Source organism: Leptospira ognonensis (assembly GCF_004770745.1).
In the GTDB taxonomy this organism is placed as follows: Bacteria; Spirochaetota; Leptospiria; order Leptospirales; family Leptospiraceae; genus Leptospira_A; species Leptospira_A ognonensis.
Genome location: NZ_RQGD01000042.1, coordinates 1 through 23,398 on the forward strand (window position 1 = coordinate 1; position 23,398 = coordinate 23,398).

The window sequence follows — 23,398 nt, forward strand, 5'->3', positions numbered from 1 at the left end:
GATTTTGTCAATAATCGGATAGGCATTCTTAACGATAGGGCTGTTTCTGTCTCCTGGAATGAAAAAGGATCAAGTTTTCAGTCGATTCGGAGCATAACTTGAAGTTATAAATCGAAAATCATCTAACTAGTTTTTTTCTATTAGATTAAAAGAAATGGTGTATTCATATTATTTCCCATTTTGATTGCTCAATTGATATGTGGTCTCTTGTCTATCAAATTTCCAAGAGACAATTCAAATTCTTCTCATCAAATTTACCATCATGGAGTTTTTTCTCCATTCCCTAGCTTAGCAACAAGACCGGTTATATTTTACGTTCCGATAGTGTTGCATTAAAATACATGAAAAATAATACAGTATTAAAAATGCAGTAAAAAGGTTGCATGCAAAATAATGGCTGAATTTTATGTAAATAAGTTAGATTTTCTCTTGGAGGAGGCTTATATGATAGGGATATTTTGTATTTTACCCATTTTGGTTTATTTGGCTGGTAGGTTTTTACTTTTCGGTTCCATTAATTTAAATCATTACGAGACCTGGCAGATGATAGATTTTGGGAATTTGGCACTGGTCATGATGGTTTATACCACAATGATCTCACTTTTCATACTCTACTATGCTCAAAAGAATTTTGAACGCGAGAAAAATGGAAAAAGATGGTTGGTATGGATCTTACTCACCATTTTCTCTGTCCACTTGATTACTGTGAGCGCAAATTTGTTATCAATCCTTTTGGGATTCATCTGTATCAGTCTTTTTTTCCACCAGTTGCTGTTGTGCTTCCCTAATCGAAAAAAATCCATAAATGTTGCATGGAAAAAATTCATCCTTTCTAGAATTGGAGATTTGTTTTTTATCTTCTTCTGTTACTCAATCTATAAAACAATAGGAACTCTTGAACTGAGAGAAATACACAATCTGGTATTGAGTATGCCCATTGAAGAGCGAATGACTGCATGTTTTTGGCCAAGTATCTTTCTCGGAATTGCCTGCATGATCAAGAGTGCGCAATTTCCACTTCACTTTTGGTTACCAGAAACCATTGATGCTCCTAGCCCAATATCTGCCATTATGCATGCCGGAATTATAAACGCAGGCGGGTTTCTTCTCCTCAAATTTCATTTTCTCTACACACCAAACTCGCTGGCGAGTCTGATCATATTGTTTGTAGGATTGATGACGGTTATTGTCGGAGGTCTCTCGATGCTTGCTCAGGTTGATATCAAACGAAAGTTAGCCTATTCAACGTTGGGACAGATGGGATTTATGATGGTTGAGTTTGGACTTGGTTTGTATCCTCTGATCTTGTTACACATCATCGGACATGGTTTTTACAAAGCTTACGGTTTTCTTGCTGCAGGAAGTCGAGATCTTGCACCTGTTCCCAAACAATTAGGAGTATCTTTCAAAATAATCATTAGTTTTCTGATTCTGATCTCGCCTATTGCCATCTATCATAAGACAGACGATATAGAATATGGAGTATTAACGATATTTTTCTTGTCACTAGTGGGATCTTTACCGAAGACATTAAACCCTATGGCGATACTTGTTAGTATTTTCCTGGCAATTCCTTCGATCTTCCTTCTTTCTCTCGGAACCTGGATGACGGGAATCGAAAGCGAGCAGACTCAACTGAATCCGATGATCGCTATAATAAGTCTCCTAACGCTTTCTACTTTCTCGGCATTCATCATCTTACTGCCTTCGCTGAATCAGTTTAAATTTGTGAATTGGCTTTATGCATATGCGTCAAGAGGGTTCCTATTCTCTCAAAACTCAGATAAAATTTTTAATAAACTAGTAAACTAAATATCTTAACTGGAGCAAAACAAATGAAGACGAAACATAAAACGATACAAATAAATGAGATCAACGAAATGCTAATGAAAATCCCTCCCCTCTGGGAACTTGATTCTTATATTGCAGTCAATCCCTTTCTTGGTTATTCCTCGGAACCTTTCTTCAAGTCACTTGCCTCTCTGGAGACAGCGTTAGGATGCAAGTTGATTCCCGATAAGGATCTTTTGGAGAATGAACCTCTTGATTTTATAAACTCAGGTTCCTTCGATGACACGCAAACGATGATTGGCGATTTGGTCGGAACATTCCTCTCATCTTATGTCGATGCAGGAATCTCCTATTGGGCTAATCCATGGAAAGAAGATACGTTATGGAAGGCATTTCAAAAATGGGTGAAAATTGATCCTATTTTTCGAAACCAAACAAACTTCCAAATCTTAGAAAAAAAGATCCAGAGCGCCAATTCCCCGTACACTATGATCAGCATCTTATTTGAAGAATATGAAATTTTAGACAAACAAGTAGTGGAACTTTTGATGTTCCAACAGCTGGGATGGTCTTCCTATTTCAGAAAAAGCAATTGGCATACCCCCTTCAATGAAGAAAGTGATTTGGTTTCTTTTTTAGCAATTCTATGCTTGATTTTTGTCTTAAACAAAGACCTTCCTGCCAATTTTAAAAAAGAAGAGACAAAGGCTGCAAAGGAGGATACTGTAAGACGATACCAACTTTTAGAAAGTAAAGAAAATGTGTATAGAAATAGACTCATTTTTGAATTGAGAAAAACAAACAAAAGTAATGTGCCAAATTCGAAGGTAACAGTTAAATTTTTATTCTGTATCGATGTGAGATCTGAATCCTTCCGAAGGCATTTGGAAAATGAATCAAGTGAAATTGAAACAGATGGTTTTGCTGGATTTTTTGGAATGCCCATTGGTAAAAAAGATTGGAAGGGCAATAAGATCAATCATAGTCCCGCTCTCATAGAACCTAACTATATCGTGAATGAAGACGAAAGGTCTCTCTTTTTGAAAAACAAATTGATCCTTACAAAGTCTTGGATTCAAAAGATCAAACGTACGTTTCCGATCGGTTTTCATTATGTTGAATCTGCCGGATTTCTTTCAGCTGTGGGTATGCTTTCAAAGTCTTTCAAGGTTAAGTCACCATTTACCTATCGACGAGAAGTGAATGATGGAGAAGTCTTATCTGCCTTACAACGATTGAAATTGGATGAAAAGACACAGATTGCTGCTGGATTCTTGAAACATATGGGATGGCTTACATCCTTTCCGAATTATATTTTGATCGTCGGACACGCAAGTGAGACAACTAACAACCCGCATGAAGCAGGGTTGTCTTGCGGAGCATGTTCTGGTCAAAGTGGGGAACTCAGTGCACGTTTTGCATGTGAGTTACTGAACGATGCAGAAGTAAGAAGCCAACTAATGAATCAAGGAATCAAGATAGAAGAAACAACAAAATTCGTTCCCGCAATACACGAAACCGTTAGCGATTCCATATCCATTCTGAAAAAGGAATATATCTCAAAAGAATTTGGGCAAAAAATTGAAAACTGGATACAAAATGCACAGGCAAACTACATAAAAGAGAAGACAATTTATTTTTCACTTACGAAAAAAGAAGGAGTTTCCAGATCCAGGGATTGGTCAGAAGTTTTTCCAGAAGCAGGGCTTGCTAATTGCGCCTCATTCTTTATCGCGCGAAGAGAAACGACAAAGTCTTTAAACTTGGAAAGTCGATCCTTCCTAAATTCGTATGACCATACGAAGGATACTGAATTGAACACCTTGGAATTACTCCTTACCGCCCCTGCCATTGTGGCGTCTTGGATCAACCTTCAATACTATGCTTCAACGGTTGCACCCGATATTTTTGGAGCCGGGAATAAGTTGATTCAAACGGTAGTAGGCAACATTGGAGTTTTCGAGGGGAATCACTGGAATTTAAGAAGTGGGTTACCTCTTCAATCGGTCTACGATGGGAAAAGATTTATTCACACTCCAGTTAGGTTAACGATTTTCGTCGAGGCTCCACTCCAATCGATTGATAAAATACTCGCAAAACATAACTCGATACGAGATTTGGTGGAAGGAGAATGGGTACATTTAGTATCGATCTCAGACGATCTTAAATTTCATCTGAAAAAGGGGAAACAATGGGAATTGATTCCAGCTTGACCTAAAATAAGGTTAAACTCTATATAGGAAAAGTAAGTTTCTTTTCCTGAATTTAATTTCCTATATAGAGACTAGAATATGCAAAATAAAAACCCAAAGAACAAGCTCGCGATTACTAAAAGGGAGCCGATTAAATGGACATTCCTATCAAACCATGCTCATGTTCTTATATGTCTTTATTATGATCCGGAGATAAGAGTGAGGGACATTGCACAAGCAGTTGGCATTACAGAAAGAACGGTATTGGGTATCATCAAGGATCTAGTAGAGGCTGAAATTCTAGAAAAAATAAAAGAAGGACGTCGCAATCATTATAAAATCATTCAGACTAAAAAATTAAGACATAGCTTAGAGGCAAACCATACGATTAAAGACCTTCTTAAACTCGCTAATTAATTGACTTCTTAAGTCGAGAGTTTGTATGATTTGAAGCAAAAGATAGAATTCTAAAAAATATGCTTCAGGATTTTTCTTCCATAGATTTCTTCTCTAAATTCATTTTTCTGTAGTTTGAGATCCGCGAATTTATAATGCGTTTCGATAAAATACTGTGAATAAGTGACTCGAAGAATAATTTATGCTTCAAAGATCACTGAATCTCACAAAAAGGAATATAAATAATTTGAAACTAGCTAAGATACTACTCCTTATAAATTTTCTTTATTTTGTGAATTGTTCACCACATACGATTCCGTACGAACAAAAGGAATGGAGAGAGAAAGGAATTACATCCTTAGAAGAAATCGAATTGGGAAACGTTAAACATTCCATATTGATTCGAGGAACCGATAAGTCCAATCCCATACTTTTAGTGATTCATGGTTTTGCAGTTCCCATGATGCCTTTTGCACATTTATCTTATGGTGACAAAAGAGACCGAATGGAGAAAAATTTCATTATCGTAAATTATGATCAGAGAGGTGTAGGAAAAACATCAAGATTGAACGATGAAGATCAAATTGATTTTACAATGGAAGATTTCGTTTACGATGCCGAAATACTTTGTCAAAAGTTAATGAAACGATTTGGAAAAAAGAAAATCTATCTTCAGGCTATTTCTTGGGGAAGTTATATCGGTGCAAAACTTGCCGCCAAACACCCTGATTGGTTTTATGCATATATCAGTGAAGGTCAGGCTGTTTATGCCCCAGAAAGTATTGCGGAAATGAAACGATTTAGTTTAGAAGAAGCAAGGCTAGAGAACAACGTAAAAGCAATCGAAGAATTGGAAGCGGCAGAAGTTGCTAATCTAACATTAGGTGTAATAAAAATGAAGGAAAATATGGAAAAGATTTCTTCTTGGGGAGAATATTACCAAAATAAAAAATACAAATATAGAAATTTTACGCTCTCAGAATTGTTTATTGGAGCTTTGCGCAAAGCGCCAGAATATAGTTTTTTTGATTTCCTTGCAACTTTGAAATCTATGGATAGCTTCAGCGAAAAAAATATATCAAAACTGATGGAAATAAATATGCGTAAGGAAGTGCCCGAAATGAATCTACCTGTGTATTTTCTAATGGGCGAATATGATTTTATGAATCAGGCAGGAAGAGATTATTTTACTACATTAAAATCTCCTAAAAAAAAATGGATCGAGCTAAAAAGGGCAGGACATGAACTTGGCGCAGATCAACCCGAGGAAGTTCAAAAAATATATATTGATCAAATTCGAAAAGAGACATTTTTACCATAAAAGACAGTCGTAAATGCTTTGGCTGTTATCAAAAAGATTGTATCCTTTGGCGTTTAATTTTCGATCCTGCGACCGAAATAAGTAATTTCCACTACATTTTTGTCCCGAATGATTAAAAATTTCAAACTTGATTCTGAAAAGCAGAGAAGAATGCGAATTAATTGACTTACCTTTGTTTTATTAAGCAAGAAGTCTGTTCTTCTGAAAAATAGAATCAGAGAATCATTTTTCTATCGAGAATCCCTATGCGAAAAAATAAGATCCTATGCCTGCTGACTACATTCGGTATGACAACATCTTGTCAGATACAATTAGATAACCCAGGAAGCCCGGGGGACAAGTCCTTTTATGCCACAGAAGCTCTGAGGTGTCTCGCCGGACAGTCGTTTAGCTGTAAGCCCGTTACTTCGATTTCGAGCGAAAGTAGTACTAATAATTCCGCTACCACAAACTCTGATGTTAGTCCAAGCGGGTTAGGTTATGATTCGCCACTTATTTTTTATAGTCAGATAGCAAATAGTTTTACACCTAGAATATCTGGGACTTCGCTCACATTTAGCATAACACCTTCCTTGCCAAGTGGTCTCAGTTTGGATTCGACTTCGGGTTTGATTTCTGGAACCTATTCGTCTTACAGTGGTTCCTCCTTAGATTACGTCGTGACTGTTTCGAATGCTTCTGGTTACACGAACACGACTGTCAAATTGACTGCCTTCGGACTTTCTCCGCTCAAAACAGGCCAAACAACCTGCATGGACAATCTAGCCAATCCCATTGCTTGTTCAGGAACGGGACAGGATGCCGAATTCCAAAAAGGAAGCAATCCATCCTTAACGGATAATGCAGATGGGACCGTAAAAGATAATCATACAGGAAATACCTGGATGAAATGTGAATTGGGCGGAGTATATACTGTAGGTTCAAATTCATGTACCTCTCCTGGAACTACATCAAGTTATATAGCTGCCACAACTGGCTGTGCAGCTTCCTCGGGTTTCCGAGTACCAACTAGTTTTGAACTTCGATCTATATCCAAAATGGATAATCCCACTGGTTTTTTTACTCCATTTCAGATTGAAGGCTTCAATTATTGGACTGCCACAGCATCACCTACCGGACATTTTGTGGCCATTAATACAAATATTAATTTAGTCGAGTCGCTTGACGCCAATAGCAACATTACAAAATGCGTATCTGGAAGTACCTTGAACTCAAAATCATCCTATGTTGATAATGCCGATGGAACCATCCTCGATATAGGAACGGGACTCTTATGGCAAAAATGTCCTTTAGGTCAAACTTACACCTCTGGCAATTGTACAGGAGTTTTAACGAAAGTTAGCTGGGATATATCACTCACAAACTGCACATCTTCTAATTTAAAAGGAAAATCCTGGCGCCTTCCAAATATAAATGAGCTTGCAAGTATTTTTGATCCAACTTATTCCAATTATGTGAATCCCACCTTTTTCCCTACCGTTGGAGATACGCCCGGAAGTTTCGGTTTTTGGTCCTCTACGGGAATCAATACGGCAAGCCGAGTAGTCTTCTTTAGCGCCAATGCGCCCGTCCTGACCATAGCGCCGAAATCCACTAACAATGCCTATGCTTCATTATGTGTTACCGATCCTTAGTCAGAATGAGAAGCTTAGCTCCACTGGATTTTGGATCAGTAATGGATCACTATGCTAAACTTTTATCCTTTTTTCATATTCCTTGATTTTCTCAAAAATTTTGAAAGTCATACCTATATCATCTAATCCAAACTGGATGCGATCCAAATTTGACTTTGACAATTTGAAGTTATACTCTTCCTTATCAAAGTAGATCTTTAACTTTGATAAATCGACTGTCATTTTCTTGTTTGTATCTTTTAATAAGGAAGCGGCAAGGGAATCGATCGTTTGTTTTGGCAATTGGATCAAGGCAATTCCATTTTTTGCCGCATTGGAGTAAAAAATATCTGCAAATGATTCCGCGATCACAACCTTGAAGCCAAAATCAGCCAAGGCCCAAGGCGCATGCTCTCGACTCGAACCGCATCCGAAATTTTCACCTGTCAGCAATATGCTGACATCCGCGGTTCCAGGTGAATTGAGAATGAAATCTGGATTGGGAACATTGCCTTCTTCGTCTAAATACCTCCAATGAAAAAACAGTAATTTGCCGAATCCTATCTTATCTGTTTTCTTCATAAACTGTTTTGGAAGAATCTGATCTGTGTCGATATCCTTCTTTATTAATGACAATATCTTACCTTTATGAATGGTCCATCCGTTCATTTCGTAACTCCTTTTTCTAATTCAAATTTCGTTCCCAATCTTCCTAAGATCGCAGTCGCAGCTGCCACTTCAGGGCTGACGAGATGCGTTCTACCGCCACGACCCTGCCTGTTCTCAAAATTTCGATTGGATGTTGAGGCAGCCCGTTCCCCTGATTGCAATTGGTCATCATTCATCCCGAGACACATCGAACATCCTGGATGCCGCCATTCAAAACCTGCATCTAACAAAACTTTATCTAGACCTTCGGCCTCCGCTTGGTGTTTCACTCTTCCTGAACCTGGAACAACGATAGCTTGTACAGAGCTATGTACTTTTTTTCCCTCAACTACTTTGGCCACTTTTCGAATGTCTTCTAGCCTTCCATTCGTACAGGAACCAACAAATACTTTGTCCACATGAATCTCTCTCATCTTTGTTCCTGGTTTCAAATCCATATAGGCTAGAGCTGATCTTGCAGCAGAACTCAATTTATCATCTGCCATTCTATCGGGGTCAGGGATTTCTCCTTCAATGGGAATCACTTGTGAAGGATTTGTACCCCAACTAACCATATTAGCGCATCTGCTTAAATCGATATGTACTACTTTATCAAATAGGGCATTCTCATCTGTTTTGTGATCCCTCCATTGACTAATGCTACTTTGCCATTGCTCAGAATTGGGAGCAAAATCCCTTCCTAATAGATATTCAAAAGTAATTTCATCTGATGCAATCATCCCAGATCTTGCACCGGCTTCGACACTTAAGTTGCATAAAGTCATACGTTCCTCCATGCTCATCGCTCGGATCACATCACCTTGGAATTCGATCACATATCCTTGGCCACCCTCCGTTCCAATTTGTGAAATGATAAATAAGGCAATATCTTTTGCCGAAATGGACTCCTCTACCTTTCCATGCAGCTGCACTAGCATTGATTTCGATTTTTTCATTCTTACGGTTTGGGTTGCCAATATATGTTCCACATCGGATGATCCAACACCAAAGGCTAGGGCTCCAAACGCGCCGTGGGTGGATGTATGAGAATCACCACAAGCGATGATGCTTCCAGGCAAAGTTAATCCTAACTCTGGTCCAACAACATGTACAATACCTTGGTCCGGATGATCTACATTTAATAAGGTTACACCAAATTCTTTTGTATTTGCGACCATCAGCTCCATTTGTCTTTTCGAAATCGGTTCTGCAGATTCTATGCTTCGATTTCTGGTAGATATATTGTGATCGACTACCGCAAAAGTTTTATCCAACCGATGCACTTTTCTATTCTTTTCTCTTAATCCTTGGAATGGCTGTGGTGATGTGACTTCATGCAATAAGTGTTGATCGACATAAAGAATGGATTCTTCATCATCCTTTGCGATTTCATGTTTTTCCCAAATCTTATCATATAATGTTTTTGGCTCCATTGCGACTTCCTCCTTTTTTGATTCTAATAAAAGAATAGCAGTTTTGGAGTTATAATGCAAATAAATACAGTTTATAGATATTATAACAAAAAATTATAGATATAAATTTGTAAGGGATCTAACTCATCAATAAACAAGGAAATTATGGAATTTAAGCAAATTAGAACATTTTTAGAAATAACAGAAGCTGGCACTTTTCAAAAGGCAGCTAGGTCACTTGGTTTATCTCAACCTGCACTATCCCGACAAATATTTCTATTGGAAAAAGAATTGAAAGTCTCACTAATGACTCGCGGTCCCAAAAATATTCGATTAACAAATGAAGGAGAAAAATTATTAGTATATTCAAAAAGACTGAAAGAACTATGGGAGGAAATTCATGAAGCAATGGATGAGAGAGGCAAATCCATTTCTGGATCTTATTCAATTTCTGCTGGGGGAACAGTTTCGGCTTGGATCCTTCCAAAAATCCTAATTCATTTCAAGAAAAAATTTCCCAAAGTTAAACTTTCTGTTCGAGAGGGTGATAACTTAGATACTAGGGAATCTTTGTTACGTGGGGATGTGGATATCGCAATTCTCACTTCGCCAGTTTCTATACCTGGGATCATAGTAAGAGATTTTTTAGAGGATAAGATTGTTCCAGTTGTGCCTCGGAATCACAGAATCTTACTGAATTCGAAAAATCTTTACAAACAAATGGAGAAAGAAAGTTTCATTTTCTATCATCCCGCATCATCGATGCAAATCATTATTAATAAGAAACTTAAATCCCTCAAACGAAAATTTACCGCATCGGTGGGTATGGAACTTCGTAGCGTGGAGTCTGTATTGAAAAGTATTGAAGCGGGTCTTGGGATAGGATTTCTTTCCAAATTTAGTATCCCATCAAATCTTTCTGCAATTCCTATCTTAGAATTAGAAATGGAAAGAAGTTTTAAACTCTGTTATCGAAAAAACTCAAGACCCGGGATCTCACTTCTTGCAGAAGAAGTGATCCAGATAACAAATACTCTTTATCGTCAGAACGAACGAGGATAAAAGTAGCAGCATTTGTTAAATGGAACGGTCTAGTTCTTTATAGTATCTGAAAATACCAGAAGTATTGAACGGAATCCTACGGGAAGAGTTCCAATATTGTAAAAGTCTTTCATCCTTCAAAAGTTTCGACACTAAGCTTTCAATTTGAGGGAACTTGCCTTCACGTAACTTCATGGCTTTCGGAAAGGCATAGAGTAAACCATGCCAAGCTTGAAATAAAGATAGATCCGGATAACTAACGGTTTCTCCAAGTAAATAATGGGATCTTTTGAGTACATATGCTTTATTAAAATAGGAAAGCCATTTGTCTAGTCTGTGAGTTAAAAACGAAGTAGTTGCATCTACTGCCTCTTTCCTTTGGTCTTCGTAATAAAGTGCGGTTGAAATCGGGTGATGCGTGTTATGTGTTTCATTTGCTAAATCAGCAATGCAAAGCTGGAATTGAAGGCAAACGGTTTGATCTTCTTCCGACTTGCCCGCTAGATTTAATCTAGATCCCAGGTAGTGAAGGATACATGCAGATTGCGAAATGTATTTTCCTTTGTGTTCGAGTATCGGCGGAGCAAAATGAACTGGAAAAATAGCCTCATCCTTGAGTATGTTTTGCATCGAAACGGTTTGATCGGCTTTTTTTTCGGGCAATCGGCAAATGTCCACGTAATCAGCGCCCGAATATTCAAGAGCGAGTCTAATGAACTCTCCACGTCCAGGCAAATTAGGCCAATAATATAGGCAGTATTCGGACTTTTGACTCATAAATTCTCCTTGGGAACAAATATCCGCCCAGCCAAAAGGTAAGGCTTCTCTATTTCTTTTTTGCTTGGTATTTTTTTTAATAGAGAAATTCTTTCGAGTGTAAAAAAATATTGAGTAGGATGATGAATTCTTCAAAACATTCTTCGCGTAAATTCTTCATTCTTCTTACTCTCATCCTTGCCGGAGAGGTGATATTTTTTTTACCATTTGTCATTCCTCGTATATTTAGACCAACATTACTCCAAGTTTATAACATTACAAATTTCGAATTGGGTACGTATTTTTCTTTGCATGGAGTGGTTGCAATGTTTGCCTATTTTTTTGGAGGTCCCCTTGCTGATCGATTTTCGGCTCGCCTATTAATTGCATTGGCATTATGGCTTACTTCTTTTGGAGGATTTTTATTAGTATTTTTTCCTTATCGAATTGCTCTAACATGTGTATATGCATATTGGGGTCTTACCACCATTCTTATGTTATGGGCTGCTATGATCAAAGCTACGAGAGAATGGGGAGGTTCGGATGCACAAGGTAAGGCATTTGGTTATCTTGAAGGTGGACGTGGGTTTTCGGCTGCCATGGTAGGCACGATCGCACTCTTAGTTTTTGGAAATATATTTTCTAGTGTCGCTATTGGAGATAAGCAAACACAAAGAGTTGACTCCTACCAAGTAGTTTTAATTGTCACTTCCTTTGTTACATTTTTCGTTGGCATTTTAGTATGGTCAGTCCTGCCAGAAGGGAATCGGGAAAATAAAATCCAATCTCGTTTGACCTGGAAAACTATTTTCAAATTGATTAAACTGCCAAGCATTTGGCTCCAAGCCATAATCATTGTCTGCGCCTATGTGGGTTACAAAATTACAGATGATTATTCGTTGTATGCCAACCAAGTTTTAGGTTACGATGAAATCAAATCCGCCGCTTTTGGTTCTTTTGCCTTGTGGCTAAGGCCAATTTTTGCCTTACTATCTGGATTTCTGGCTGACAAATTTAAAAGTTCTCAAGTGATTGTCTGTTATTTTTTAACAATAGCCACATGCTCTTTGTTAGTATATGCAGGACAAATCAATCAATCAAATTTTGCGATCATTTTTGTTCTTGGTATAAACTTGATGGGCATTTATGGAATTCGAGGGATTTACTTTTCGATCATGAATATTACAGGTATACCCATCAACGATACTGGCTCTGCTGTCGGTCTCATGTCGTTTATCGGATTTACACCTGAAATTTTTATGAGTCCGCTCATGGGCTATATTCTAGATAGTCATCCTGGAATCGAAGGCCATCAAATAGTGTTTTTAGTGCTCTCTCTTTTTGCTTGTTTTGGACTCGTAGCAAGTGTCGCGCTTCATAGGCTCGCTCTTCGATTTGAACTAAAAATTTAGGTTAAACTTCTTTAATCATATCAAACAAGGAGTCTAATACCCGATGCAGGAAGCAATCCTACCTGATAGAGATGCAGTGGAGGAATTATTAAAATTATTCCTGAAAACTAGGAATAATACGCTTAGTATCATTGAAAATTTTCAGCCCGAAGATTGCAATTTACAAGCTAGCGAATTTGTGAGTCCCACAAAATGGCACCTTGCTCATACGACTTGGTTTTTTGAGCATTTTATTCTGATGCCAAATTTTGCTGAATATAAAGTCTTCGATCCATCCTTTGTTTTTTTATTTAACAGTTATTATAATAGTGTAGGAGATCGCGTAGCAAGAGACAAGCGGCATCTCATTTCTCGACCAAATCTGTCAGAAGTGATGCAGTATAGAGAACATGTGAATACATACATTGCGACTGTATTGAATCGATTGCCTGAGAGTATTTTTCCTTTAGTCGAACTAGGCATCCACCATGAAATGCAGCACCAAGAGCTCATGGTTACGGATATGAAATACAATGCTTTCTCTCATCCCATACCATTTGCTGTGCAAGCAGAATCAGAATTTTTAACTTTTAAGAAATCTCAAGGCAAGAAAAAAATCGATGAGGGTGTCTATAGGGTTGGTAATTCTGATCCGACAAAGTTTCACTTTGATAATGAAGGCCCGGCTCATAAAACGTATATAGAAAGTTTTGAGATTTCAAATAGTCTGGTACTTGCAGAAGATTTTATCGAATTCGTAGAATCTGGTGCTTATCAAGATTCACTTCTTTGGCACTCGGATGCATGGTCTCATATCAAATCTAAATCAATAGAAAATCCTTTGTATTGGAAGAGAGGAAGATCTTCATGGGAACAATTTACCCTCGCTGGATGGAAAGAAATTTCCGAAAATGATCCATTAGTTCATGTTTCGTATTTTGAGGCAAACGCCTTTGCCGAATGGGCAGGATCAAGACTACCGACAGAGTTTGAATGGGAAGCCGCAGACGTAACATCTGCAGGTTACCTTTGGGAACATACGGGAAGTCCCTATGTGCCTTATCCGAGATTTGAAAAAGGAAAAGGCGACATTGGTGAGTATAATGGTAAATTCATGAACAACCAATACGTGTTACGCGGAGGAAGCCTTTTTTCACCTGAAGGTCATTTGAGAAGCACATATCGAAATTTTTTTTATCCGACAGACGCCTGGCAGTACAACGGAATCAGATTGGTGACAAAATGATTCGTAACAATTTGTATGGAATCGATCCATTTGCATCGGATGTAGAGAAAGGACTTTCAAAAAAGCATAAATCCATTTCTTCGAAATATTTTTATGACGAAAATGGAAGTCAGATTTTTACCGAAATAATGAATTTGCCAGAGTACTATCTTACAAATTCGGAAACCGAAATTTTTGAAACTCATAAAAATAAAATTACTGAAAGATATAATGGAAAGATTGTTTTCGTAGAACTTGGCGCAGGTGATGCGACCAAAACCCGCATACTTTTAGAAAAATTGATCGAAAAAGAGAAGATTCATAAGTATGTTCCGCTCGATATATCCGTTAAGGCTTTGGATCTTTTGAAGGAGAATCTCAGCGATTTTTATTCCAATCTTTCGATTCAGCCCATCGAAATCGATTTTTTAGCCGAGCTTCCAGAGTTACATTTCCCAAATCATAGACTCGTCGTTGCTTATCTTGGAAGTTCACTAGGTAATTTAACTGCACAAGGAAGCATACGATTCCTTAAAAAAATTAATTCAATCTTGAAACCTGGCGATGAGGTTTTTTTAGGACTGGATCTCATAAAAGATCTAATACTCATTAAAGATGCCTACGATGATATGAATGGTATTACGGCGAAGTTTAATTTGAATTTATTGAAGCGAATGAATGTTCAACTGGGAGCCAATTTTAACCTAGAATCCTTTTTCCATCATGCATCCTATAATGCAAAAGAAAAGGCGATGCACAGTCATGTCATATCTAAGATCGAGCAAGAGATTTATTTCAAATCATTGGAGAAGACTTTTCACTTCAATCAGTACGAAAGCATTTTTCTCGAACGCTCTTGCAAATATTCAATGTCAGACATATTGCATATGGCGCATCTATCGGGATTTGAAGTTACAGATCATTTTAAAGATCAGAATGGTTGGTTTATGAATGTGTTTTTTAAGAAAATAAAGGAAGTTTAGATGAAAGCAATTTGGAATGAACAGGTCATCGCAGAAACAAACGATACGGTCGTAGTGGAAGGAAATCATTATTTCCCTAGGAACACATTGAAGGATGAGTTTATTAAACCTTCTTCTACGAAAACGGTATGCGCATGGAAGGGAACGGCAGAATATTTTACGCTGAATGTAAATGGAAAGGAAAATCCCGATGCGGTTTGGTATTATGCAAATCCCTCTAAGGCAGCAGAAAATATAAAAGGTCGCGTCGCATTTTGGAAAGGTGTGGAAGTAACAAAATAACTGATTGCATCAACACGAACAAGGAATCCTCCAAGGATCAACGATTCCTTAGGCTTACTCGAAAATTCTAACTTAAAAATAAAGTAGGATCAAATACGGAAAAGTTAAGGTATATTAAACAATAGGCAATGAAATTCTACAAAGAACTTTCGTTGTCGGTTTAGTCTTATGATTTAAATGATCAATAATATTCTTAATTTCCACTTTTCCGTTAAATTTTTTCAAAATGGACTCTACTTTTGTAAGTCCGAGTCCAAAATCTAACGTTTTATATTCGTCATAAACAAATTTTGTTAGGCGGAAAAAGGGTTCGAAAACTAAATTTTCATAGGGAAGGGGAATCCCCTCTATCCGATCTGCATCCAAGACGGGGCTATTATAAATGGAAATAACGAACGAATTTCTCTCAATATAATTCACAATGTGAATGCTACTATCTGAAGAAGAAAATTTACAAGCATTGAGAATGATTTCTGTAATCGCCGCTTCTAAATACGCACGATTTATATTTAATTCGAAGTTTTCAAAAGAAGATTTTTTTTCACTAAGGTATATATGGTTGTTCCTTATAGGAAGGAAGGGCGAGATGTTGGTTATTATTTTTTCTATGTCCTCGTAAATGTCACGCAGAGAAACTTTTTCCATTTCAATGTTTCCATTCAGTATATATTCGATTTCAGAGAATGTAGTTAATGCTTTCTCTGCCATCTCAGAATTGACATGGATGAGATCCATGAGTCCCGTATCAATTTGGTAATTATCTCCAACTTTTTGTGCCGTGTCGGCAACGATCTTTAATAATGAGACTAGTGCTCCGAATCCGGTTCCTTGATTAAAACTAGTCTTTAAGCTTTCGAATAAATTCTGATTAACGTTTTTAAATTTTCCGCTTCCTCCAGCTCTTTCCTTCCATTTGTTCCAGTCTAGGTGACCTTCCAATCGAATTTCTCGTTCTCGTTTTGTAATTCGATCCAGTCTCCGCATTTCATAGATCTCTATCGCATGATTTAACTTAAGAGAGAGTTCTTCAGATTCGATTGGTTTGACGAGATAATCGAAGATTCCTTTTTTCATGATTTCAATGATCAAGGAGGTCTCAGAATGATTGGTAAGAACGATTATGATCGGCTCCTCTTCTTTCTCCTTTAAATAATCAATGAGTTGGCTTCCGTTCATTTCGGGCATATCATAATCTGTGATCACAATCGGAAACGGATTCTGTGAGTAATATTCCATCGCCTTGCGTCCGTTTTCTGCAAGTGTGACCTGAAATCCCGAGGAGGTTAAAGAGTCTCTCAAAAGATTCGCGGATATAATATCATCTTCGGCAATTAATATGCGTTTTTCATTCATTGATTAATTTCCTTTGATCTTAAATTCAATATTATAACAATTCCCCTGTTTTCTATCCATTTGAATTTTTCCATTAAGTTGTTGGATGAGCATCTGAATGAGATTCAAGCCGAAACTATTTGTAGTTTGAAAATCAATTTTGTTATCCATCGGAATTCCGTTGTCTTCATAATTTAAGAGTAATGTATCATTATCTTTTTTTGCCAAAAAATTAATTTTACCTTCTGATCTATCTGAGAAAGAATACTTCATAGAGTTTGTAATCAGTTCATTTATGATAATTCCAATCGTGGAAAGCATTTTTGCACTAATCAATACTGGTTCAACTTCAATCAAGGTTTTGATCCTCTCGTGATTTGGAAAAATTCTTAAGATTTCTGCAATTAATACGGGAAAGTATTCTCCGATGGAAATGACCTCTTTATTTTCGGAACGATACAATTTATCATATAACAACATCATACTTCGCACACGGCTAGAAGCATCTAGCAGAATGTTTTTTTGTAATGAGTTCTCCTGCTGGTTTGCTTCCATACGCAGTAAGCTAAAAATCGTATTCATATTATTTTTGATTCGATGGTGAACTTCAACGAGAATGAGTGCCTTTTCATCCAATAATAATCTGATCTTTTCATCTGCTTCTTTAATCTTTGTAATGTCTGTGCGAATCGCGATATACTTCTCAGTTTTGCCTTTCGAATTTTTGATAGGTGCTATTGTTGTCGCCACCCAGTAGAAACTTCCATCCTTAGCTCGATTCTTTATCTCACCATGCCAAGTTTCTCCTCTTTTTAGCGTATTGTATAAATCTTTAAAAAATTCTTTAGGATGATGACCTGAATTGATGAGCCTATGATTTTGACCCATAAGCTCTTCCCGGCTGTACTTACTGATTTCACAAAAACGACGATTAGTATAAATAATATCTCCATTAATATTTGTGATGGCTACAATCGCATGTTGGTCGATTGCGAATTGTCGTTGTCCTAATTCGAAATATGTTTCTTCAAGTTTTAAATCTAGATTTCTCTTATCTGTTAAATCAATGGCTGTACCATGCGATCCGATGAGAACTCCGTTTGTATCAAAGATTGCGCTAGGATAGAAATCTAAATATTTTCTTTCATTATCTTTGGTAAGGTAAATCGTTTCATATCCCAGCCGGGTAGTCTTACCCGTTTGATTAAATGCTCGGTATGCTTCCTTATCTCTTTCATGCACTTCGGAAGGCTGAAACTCCGAGTACAATCGGTTCATCATTTCTTCCTTTTTGTAACCCAAAACGCGTTCCCAAGCAGGATTTAAATAAGTGAATTTTCCATCCTTGTTACAGCTCCAGACGAGAGAGGAAGTGTTCTCAACCATATTAAAATAATTCGTTTCTTGACTCCGAAGCCTTTCCTCGAGCTCAACTTGTTTAGTGATATCCTGTGAGGTTCCAATGGCTCCGATCGGATTGTCAAATGGATCAAAAATCCAATGGCAAGTTTCTCGAATCCACTTGACTCTTCCTTGGCTGAGCAAGATCCGATGATCGACTTCATAGATTTTTTTTTCCTGTAATGAGTTTGTAAATGCGTTTGTAACTTTATCTCGATCCTCTGGATGCAACAGAGAATAAAATAGCTCTGGCGTAATTTCCGTTTTTTGAGGATCGATTTCATAAAACTCGAAAATTTTCTCGCAATATTGCCATTCATTTGTTTTCAGATCTAATTCCCAATGACCGATGTTGGCTACTTTTTTGATTTCTTCGTATTTAACTCTATAGGAAAATCCAGTTTCCTTTTTCTCTCTTACTTCTTGGGGAGCAATTTGTATCGTTTCGCCATCCAAAGAGAGTCTACCTCTCATCTGTAGAAGTAATGTTTCATTTTCCTTGGTGTTAAATTCAATATTACACTCCTGGATCGAAGGCATTTGAATTACCGAATTTAAATACTGATGGAATTTCATCTTTGAACTTTCAGACAGATGCGAGAAGAAATCTGATCCCAAAGACAGTGACTTTTTAAACAGATTCGTGGCTTCTCCATTCATAAAACAAACCTCACCGGTCTTTGAGATTAGAATTATTGGAAAAAGAAGTTTTTCTAGAGAATCCATTTTTTATCCTTCGGCTCAATTCTCATGTAAGCTCCCTAAGCTTGAAATCTTAATGCAGTAAAAATTTAAAAAAGCTAGTAACACACAAGAATGTATACAAGATAATTAACCAGAGAATGCCCTTTTGTTCAAAGCTAATGTTAGAATAAACAACTGTTATCCTAAGTAGCTATTGAACGTATGCGTAATCAGGGCAATTAAATGAATCATCATTATGCAATGGTTTGAAAAGGAACGAGACTTAAGTTCATATAGTGATATACGTAAATTATTTCGAAAATTCGACACATTTTGGGATTTTAAAAAATCCAAATATCTGAGGAGAAATCGCTAGACAGCTATTTTTAAAGAGGGAATTTACTCTATCATTGGCAAGAATTGGTATCTTTCACTCAATTTATTATTATAGGGCAGGCCAAGTTGGTGAGATTTGGAAACTGACCTATTATTTTCCTTTGTAAGTATGATCCCTATTTCTGAAAGCCTCCTAAATAGTATTTGTAGCACAGGATTTTTTATGCTATTTTATTTGGATGAAAATCAAACCAATCTTTTTTATCCTTCTATGCATTTGTTCTTTTTTTGCGTGTGAGCAAACTGGATTAACTCCAAAGAAAGACGACTCTTTAGATAAATTTGGTCTTTTATGGGCGGTGGCACCTAAGGCTAGTACGGCTCCTTCGACAATTAGCTATACCACTTCTAGCACGGGAGCAAAAGCATCAGGCACAACAATTGCGTTGCAGACGGGCGTAAGTGCTTCCTTTTCACCAACCATAACTCTGCCAAATGGTATGACAGCAACGTATGCTGCGGCAAGTTTACCCTCTGGCGTATCTATTAATGCTACGACTGGAGTCATCTCTGGGACACCGACCACTGCATCTGCTGCTTCAAATTATACACTAACGGTTACTTTTACGGCTGGGCCAGGTTTTTTTGTAAACGGTACGAATCCCTATTCGACGAGTATTAAAATACTGGTTGGTACTTCGACTGATATATCAAATGTTACATGCTCATTCTTTGGTGTATCAAATGGATGTGGGGGAAGTGCTGGGTATTCTTGTACGGCTTCCTCAAGTTGTTCGAGTTCTTCCACCTGTTCCAATCTAACCGCTTGTTTGTTTTGATGTAATTAACAGCTATATCTGCGAAAGTGTTTAGTATCCCGTTCTTGGATCGAGGTACACGATACTAAATCAGAGAGATTGAACCCCAAAACTTTCGTTCTTTTTAAAGGGGAAAGGCAACAAGTATGTCAATATGATGTTTTTATTGTATAGATAACTGGTACAAGATTTGCCAGTCTGCAAAATTTCCCATCCACTTAAAAAAAATCTAAATCCTTTGATGAATTTAGAAAAGTAATGATCGGACAATTGTTATCCTTAGTAGAGTTCTGGCCGCGCGAGGACATTGACACCCTCGTTTGGATTAGGATCATTTTGCCAGATATGTTGGACCTTACGACATATTTCGCATCAATTGTAAGGGCAAATGACATGCTAGAAAAAAATAAAATAATGTACTCAGAAACGCTCAGCGTCTATTCGGGAGCTCAGCAAAAAAGAAAGAATGCACGCGTGCATGCTGATATTCCCTGCGAAATTGCTATAGCGACGACCAGCAGGCAATCTGATACGGCGCGCCTCTCTGATTTGAGTACAGGTGGTCTTGCCTTACAGTCGAAGGCAACATTTTACGAAGGAGATCAAGTTCGGATTAAATTCTTCTTAGATCGCTTTCAAACAGAAGTTACGGGCGTTGTGAATCGAACTTCAGGTAAAACCATCGCTGTGATTTTCGAAAGTATATCTGGAGAACTCAAAAATCGTATCCAGGAATTTATACACAAACATTACTTTGATACAAGCAAGCGTTAAAAAGTAGCCTTCTAAGATCCGTTTAGAAGGCCACTTTGAATTGCTATCGTTTAAATCTGACGATTAGTTACGTTTCGTCCACTGCGCTCTCAATATCTTTGAGGATGATTTTCTTCATTTTGAGCATTGCGTGCAGAGCTTTACTTGCTTTTTCTCGGTCCTCATGCTCTAGCAGTTCCATGAGCGCGATTGGTATAATTTGCCAGGATAAGCCATACCTGTCTTTTATCCATCCACACATACTCTCCGTACCACCTTCTGCAGAAAGAGCTGTCCAAAAATAGTCCACTTCCTTTTGCGAGCCGCATCGTACAAAAAATGAGACTCCTTCACTGAAACTAAAATGTGGCCCACCCTTAAAGGAATGAAATTTCTGCCCATCCAAAATGAACGTCGCCTGCATTTGGTTAGCCTTTATAATCGTTGAATTCTTGAAGATGGCGGTATAAAAATCTGCCACTTCCTTCGGATCTGCATTTAGCATAAGGAAGGGAGTTATGCGCGTTTCCATAATGGAACGATCGGACACTTGCTTCTCATCTGCTCTAGAATTCTGATTCATATTCCGCTCCGTCTTAATTTTAGAAAAATGAGTGTTTTCATGATTTAACGAGCTTCCCTCCAATGAAAGCGGCTGGCCAACCGAGTATGACTAACGTTACGGGATACCAGTGTGCTCCCTGGTCCCACATCGCAATGGCGCCAGCGATCCCAAGCAGACAACCGATACTACCTAAGATCATTGCATGAAGAATAGGCCTTCCCCAAGCCAAATAGGCAGTTAGGAAGCTACCGACAGCAACATACACAAGTCTATAGGCTGTAACAACTAACATTAGCCAAAATGGATTCTTATCGAATGGAATTAACATGAGATTTTCTCTCTCTAGTATATGGTCCGTTAGGTGAGTTAGGGCGAATACAACAAATAGTCCTGTGAATACTGCCCCAATGCTTTTTAAAACTTTCATCTAGTCTCCTTTTTTAAAAAAATTAAATTTAATTAACACCATGTATAAACCAGATTGCGAGCAGAATTCATCACTCGCAATCTGGACGCGAATACTTAAGTAGAAAATTCTTGTTAAGTGATTTTTTCTCGCAATTTCCAGATACCAGTTTTTGCTGTCTCTTCCACATAAGATTTGAAATTTTTAGTTTTTCTACCTAAGGCCAATTCCATATCTTTTAAAATGGATTCATTTCTTCCGTCAAACACAGTAATAAATAGATATTCAATGAAATCTAAAGTTTCCTTCGGCAGACCGAAATCTTTAAGCGCTGAAAGGTAAGTAGACAATGGTACTTCCTCGATAGGTATCTCCTGGTGCGTTTCGTCTGCAATCAGTTGAAATGCCTTTTTGAAATCCCATAGTTCAGATCCCGTTAGCTCGTATAATTTATTGACATGTTTATTGGTAACTAAAGCTGCAAAAGCAAGGTCCGCAAGATCATCTATATCCACAAAGGGTTCTTTTACCGTAATTATCGGGAACAGGACTTTTCCATCTAGAATTTGATCAAGGAACATTCCTTCGCTGAAATTTTGATTGAACCAACTAGAACGAAGAATTGTCCACTCCAAGCCGGAATTTTGGACAACACGTTCAGATTCGACACATTCGGGTTCGCCGCGACCGGATAACAAAACGAGTCGATTGACCTGGTGAGCCTTACAACGGTTAACAAAAAGCTTAATTGATTCCAATGCCGATGGTATTGCTAAATCGGGTTGAAAGCTAATGTAAACTTGATTTACACCCTTGAGGACTGCATCCCAAGTTTGTGGTTTCTCCCAATCAAAGGTAGGGTTTGCAATTCTTGATCCTAATCGAACTGGATATTCGGATTGGATCAATCTTGATAGAATTCTAGATCCAGTTTTTCCATTGGATCCGGTGACTAAAGTTAATGGTTTCATTACATCAGAATACTCGAATATCGAACTAACTAATTGAATGAACCCGACAGATTTTAAATTTTTTCCCGAAATTGAAAAGGTCTTTGTTTTGTGTAAGTTTTAAAATGTCTTATGAAATGTGACTGATCCGAATAACCTCCCTCGTAAGCTATTTCGGTAAGCTTAATATCTTTCGTTCTATTCAATATTTGTAAACTAGATTGAAATCGGATGATTTTCGCAAACTGTTTTGGAGATAGACCAACGTAATTTTCAAATCGCCTTTGCAAAGTTCTTTCGGATAAGCCATGCCTTTTTGACAGCTTACCAATTTCACAATTTCCTTTGGCTTCTAAAATCTCTTCAATGCAAGCATGTAACACAGAATCCCTTCGAAATTGTTTTCCTCTTTTCATAACAAAACTAATCAAGGCATCGGAAGCAAATACAGTGGAAAAGGTTTTGATTGCAGAATGAAAATTTGGTTCCGCGTTCCACTCAGATTTTGGAATCGTCCAACAAGAATTGGTTAGTTCTGAGACAGGAATGCCAAACATTTCCTCCAATACCGCAGGGACCAACTGCAACATAACAAAAAAAAATGGTCCTTCAAGTTTAATTTCAATGGGAACAATAGTCTGTCCATAAACAAAGACCTGTTCCATGACTTTTGATTCAGATCCGACCGTAATCATCATCGGTTGCTCCGAATGAAAAAAAACGATCCCAGGAAATCCATCCGCATAAAAGGGAATTTTTCGTTTTTCGAGCGTATCCGATTCATATATAAATACGGATTGTATTAATTTTTTTTGCTCACTCGAAATATTTACCTGCGTTATTTTCATTTTTCAAAATTCAATCCGAATTGTATAAACCTATAGTTGATTTGCTTGTTCCTGATTTATTTCGTTGTTTATAATAATCCCTATCTTTTTTCTCGAGTTTCTCCGTAGCATAATTTAACATCGTTCTTGGCATATCGTCTGCATAGGAGTTTAGAAATTCAAAGAGCTGGTGTTTATCCTTTTTTCCAGCTTCGCGAATCCAACTTCCTACGGCTCTCTGTATTAAATCTTGCTGGTCATTTCTCAAAATTTCT

Annotated in this window: 22 protein-coding genes; 12 read left to right on the forward strand and 10 right to left on the reverse strand. The window is 37.6% G+C overall.

From position 1 onward, the window contains the following. Positions 1-393 precede the first annotated feature (393 nt). The 5 genes from EHQ58_RS15440 (at position 394) to EHQ58_RS15460 (ending at position 7,334) form a co-directional block, all read left to right on the forward strand. Positions 394-1,812: a proton-conducting transporter transmembrane domain-containing protein gene (locus EHQ58_RS15440; protein WP_135624814.1), complete on the forward strand. Its 1,419-nt coding sequence runs from the start codon at positions 394-396 to the stop codon at positions 1,810-1,812. A 23-nt stretch (positions 1,813-1,835) separates the two neighbouring features. Beyond that, a complete protein-coding gene (locus EHQ58_RS15445) occupies positions 1,836-4,004 on the forward strand; it encodes a putative inorganic carbon transporter subunit DabA (protein WP_135624815.1) in 2,169 nt (722 codons plus the stop codon). A 78-nt stretch (positions 4,005-4,082) separates the two neighbouring features. After that, positions 4,083-4,400: a helix-turn-helix transcriptional regulator gene (locus tag EHQ58_RS15450; RefSeq protein ID WP_135624816.1), complete on the forward strand. Its 318-nt coding sequence runs from the start codon at positions 4,083-4,085 to the stop codon at positions 4,398-4,400. 226 nt (positions 4,401-4,626) lie between these two features. Continuing rightward, on the forward strand, positions 4,627-5,700 hold the full coding sequence (locus EHQ58_RS15455) for an alpha/beta fold hydrolase (RefSeq protein ID WP_167883652.1): 1,074 nt from the start codon (positions 4,627-4,629) through the stop codon (positions 5,698-5,700). A gap of 245 nt (positions 5,701-5,945) precedes the next feature. Further along, a complete protein-coding gene (locus tag EHQ58_RS15460) occupies positions 5,946-7,334 on the forward strand; it encodes an Lcl domain-containing protein (RefSeq protein ID WP_135624818.1) in 1,389 nt (462 codons plus the stop codon). Between the two features lie 54 nt (positions 7,335-7,388). Here the strand turns inward: EHQ58_RS15460 and leuD are convergent, their stop codons facing one another. Further along, the gene (gene leuD / locus EHQ58_RS15465) at positions 7,389-7,982 is read right to left on the reverse strand and encodes a 3-isopropylmalate dehydratase small subunit (RefSeq protein ID WP_135624819.1); all 594 of its coding nucleotides are present in this window, start codon (positions 7,980-7,982) and stop codon (positions 7,389-7,391) included. Next, the gene (gene leuC / locus EHQ58_RS15470; protein WP_135624820.1) at positions 7,979-9,394 is read right to left on the reverse strand and encodes a 3-isopropylmalate dehydratase large subunit; all 1,416 of its coding nucleotides are present in this window, start codon (positions 9,392-9,394) and stop codon (positions 7,979-7,981) included. The genes leuD and leuC overlap by 4 nt, the downstream gene beginning before the upstream one ends. Positions 9,395-9,538: 144 nt before the next feature. Here leuC and EHQ58_RS15475 point away from each other — a divergent pair, with 144 nt between their 5' ends. Beyond that, positions 9,539-10,435, forward strand: coding sequence for a LysR family transcriptional regulator (locus EHQ58_RS15475; protein ID WP_135624821.1), 897 nt, complete (start codon positions 9,539-9,541; stop codon positions 10,433-10,435). Positions 10,436-10,450: 15 nt separating this feature from the next. Here EHQ58_RS15475 and EHQ58_RS15480 read toward each other — a convergent pair whose 3' ends face one another. Continuing rightward, positions 10,451-11,191 (reverse strand): glutathione S-transferase, encoded by a 741-nt coding sequence (locus EHQ58_RS15480; RefSeq protein WP_135624822.1) that lies wholly within the window; start codon positions 11,189-11,191, stop codon positions 10,451-10,453. A 122-nt stretch (positions 11,192-11,313) separates the two neighbouring features. Between EHQ58_RS15480 and EHQ58_RS15485 the strand changes: the two genes are divergently transcribed. The 4 genes from EHQ58_RS15485 to EHQ58_RS15500 are packed head-to-tail and all read left to right on the forward strand — an operon-like array spanning position 11,314 to position 15,051. After that, complete coding sequence (locus EHQ58_RS15485) at positions 11,314-12,582, forward strand: MFS transporter (RefSeq protein ID WP_167883653.1); 1,269 nt, start codon at positions 11,314-11,316, stop codon at positions 12,580-12,582. 43 nt (positions 12,583-12,625) lie between these two features. After that, the gene (egtB, locus tag EHQ58_RS15490; protein ID WP_135624824.1) at positions 12,626-13,807 is read left to right on the forward strand and encodes an ergothioneine biosynthesis protein EgtB; all 1,182 of its coding nucleotides are present in this window, start codon (positions 12,626-12,628) and stop codon (positions 13,805-13,807) included. Beyond that, positions 13,804-14,769, forward strand: a complete 966-nt coding sequence (gene egtD, locus EHQ58_RS15495) for an L-histidine N(alpha)-methyltransferase (RefSeq protein WP_135624825.1) — start codon at positions 13,804-13,806, stop codon at positions 14,767-14,769. The genes egtB and egtD overlap by 4 nt, the downstream gene beginning before the upstream one ends. Then, positions 14,770-15,051: a DUF427 domain-containing protein gene (locus EHQ58_RS15500; RefSeq protein ID WP_135624826.1), complete on the forward strand. Its 282-nt coding sequence runs from the start codon at positions 14,770-14,772 to the stop codon at positions 15,049-15,051. Positions 15,052-15,165: 114 nt separating this feature from the next. On the opposite strand, the gene EHQ58_RS15505 is transcribed toward EHQ58_RS15500, so the two are convergent. Further along, on the reverse strand, positions 15,166-16,404 hold the full coding sequence (locus EHQ58_RS15505) for a hybrid sensor histidine kinase/response regulator (RefSeq protein WP_135624827.1): 1,239 nt from the start codon (positions 16,402-16,404) through the stop codon (positions 15,166-15,168). A 3-nt stretch (positions 16,405-16,407) separates the two neighbouring features. After that, a complete protein-coding gene (locus EHQ58_RS15510; protein WP_167883654.1) occupies positions 16,408-18,360 on the reverse strand; it encodes a PAS domain-containing sensor histidine kinase in 1,953 nt (650 codons plus the stop codon). Positions 18,361-19,043: 683 nt separating this feature from the next. Here EHQ58_RS15510 and EHQ58_RS15515 point away from each other — a divergent pair. After that, entirely contained in the window at positions 19,044-19,643 is a 600-nt protein-coding gene (locus EHQ58_RS15515) for an Ig domain-containing protein (protein ID WP_135624829.1), read from the forward strand. A gap of 372 nt (positions 19,644-20,015) precedes the next feature. After that, positions 20,016-20,396, forward strand: a complete 381-nt coding sequence (locus EHQ58_RS15520) for a PilZ domain-containing protein (protein ID WP_167883655.1) — start codon at positions 20,016-20,018, stop codon at positions 20,394-20,396. A gap of 67 nt (positions 20,397-20,463) precedes the next feature. Here EHQ58_RS15520 and EHQ58_RS15525 read toward each other — a convergent pair whose 3' ends face one another. From EHQ58_RS15525 to EHQ58_RS15545, 5 genes are all read right to left on the reverse strand, one after another. Beyond that, positions 20,464-20,958 (reverse strand): VOC family protein, encoded by a 495-nt coding sequence (locus tag EHQ58_RS15525; protein ID WP_135624831.1) that lies wholly within the window; start codon positions 20,956-20,958, stop codon positions 20,464-20,466. A 37-nt stretch (positions 20,959-20,995) separates the two neighbouring features. Further along, entirely contained in the window at positions 20,996-21,367 is a 372-nt protein-coding gene (locus EHQ58_RS15530; protein WP_135624832.1) for a hypothetical protein, read from the reverse strand. A gap of 113 nt (positions 21,368-21,480) precedes the next feature. Further along, on the reverse strand, positions 21,481-22,317 hold the full coding sequence (locus EHQ58_RS15535; protein ID WP_135624833.1) for an SDR family oxidoreductase: 837 nt from the start codon (positions 22,315-22,317) through the stop codon (positions 21,481-21,483). Between the two features lie 53 nt (positions 22,318-22,370). Further along, entirely contained in the window at positions 22,371-23,144 is a 774-nt protein-coding gene (locus tag EHQ58_RS15540; protein ID WP_135624834.1) for an AraC family transcriptional regulator, read from the reverse strand. A gap of 10 nt (positions 23,145-23,154) precedes the next feature. Beyond that, positions 23,155-23,398 (reverse strand): DNA alkylation repair protein (locus tag EHQ58_RS15545; RefSeq protein ID WP_167883656.1); only part of this gene is annotated, 244 nt, incomplete at its 5' end.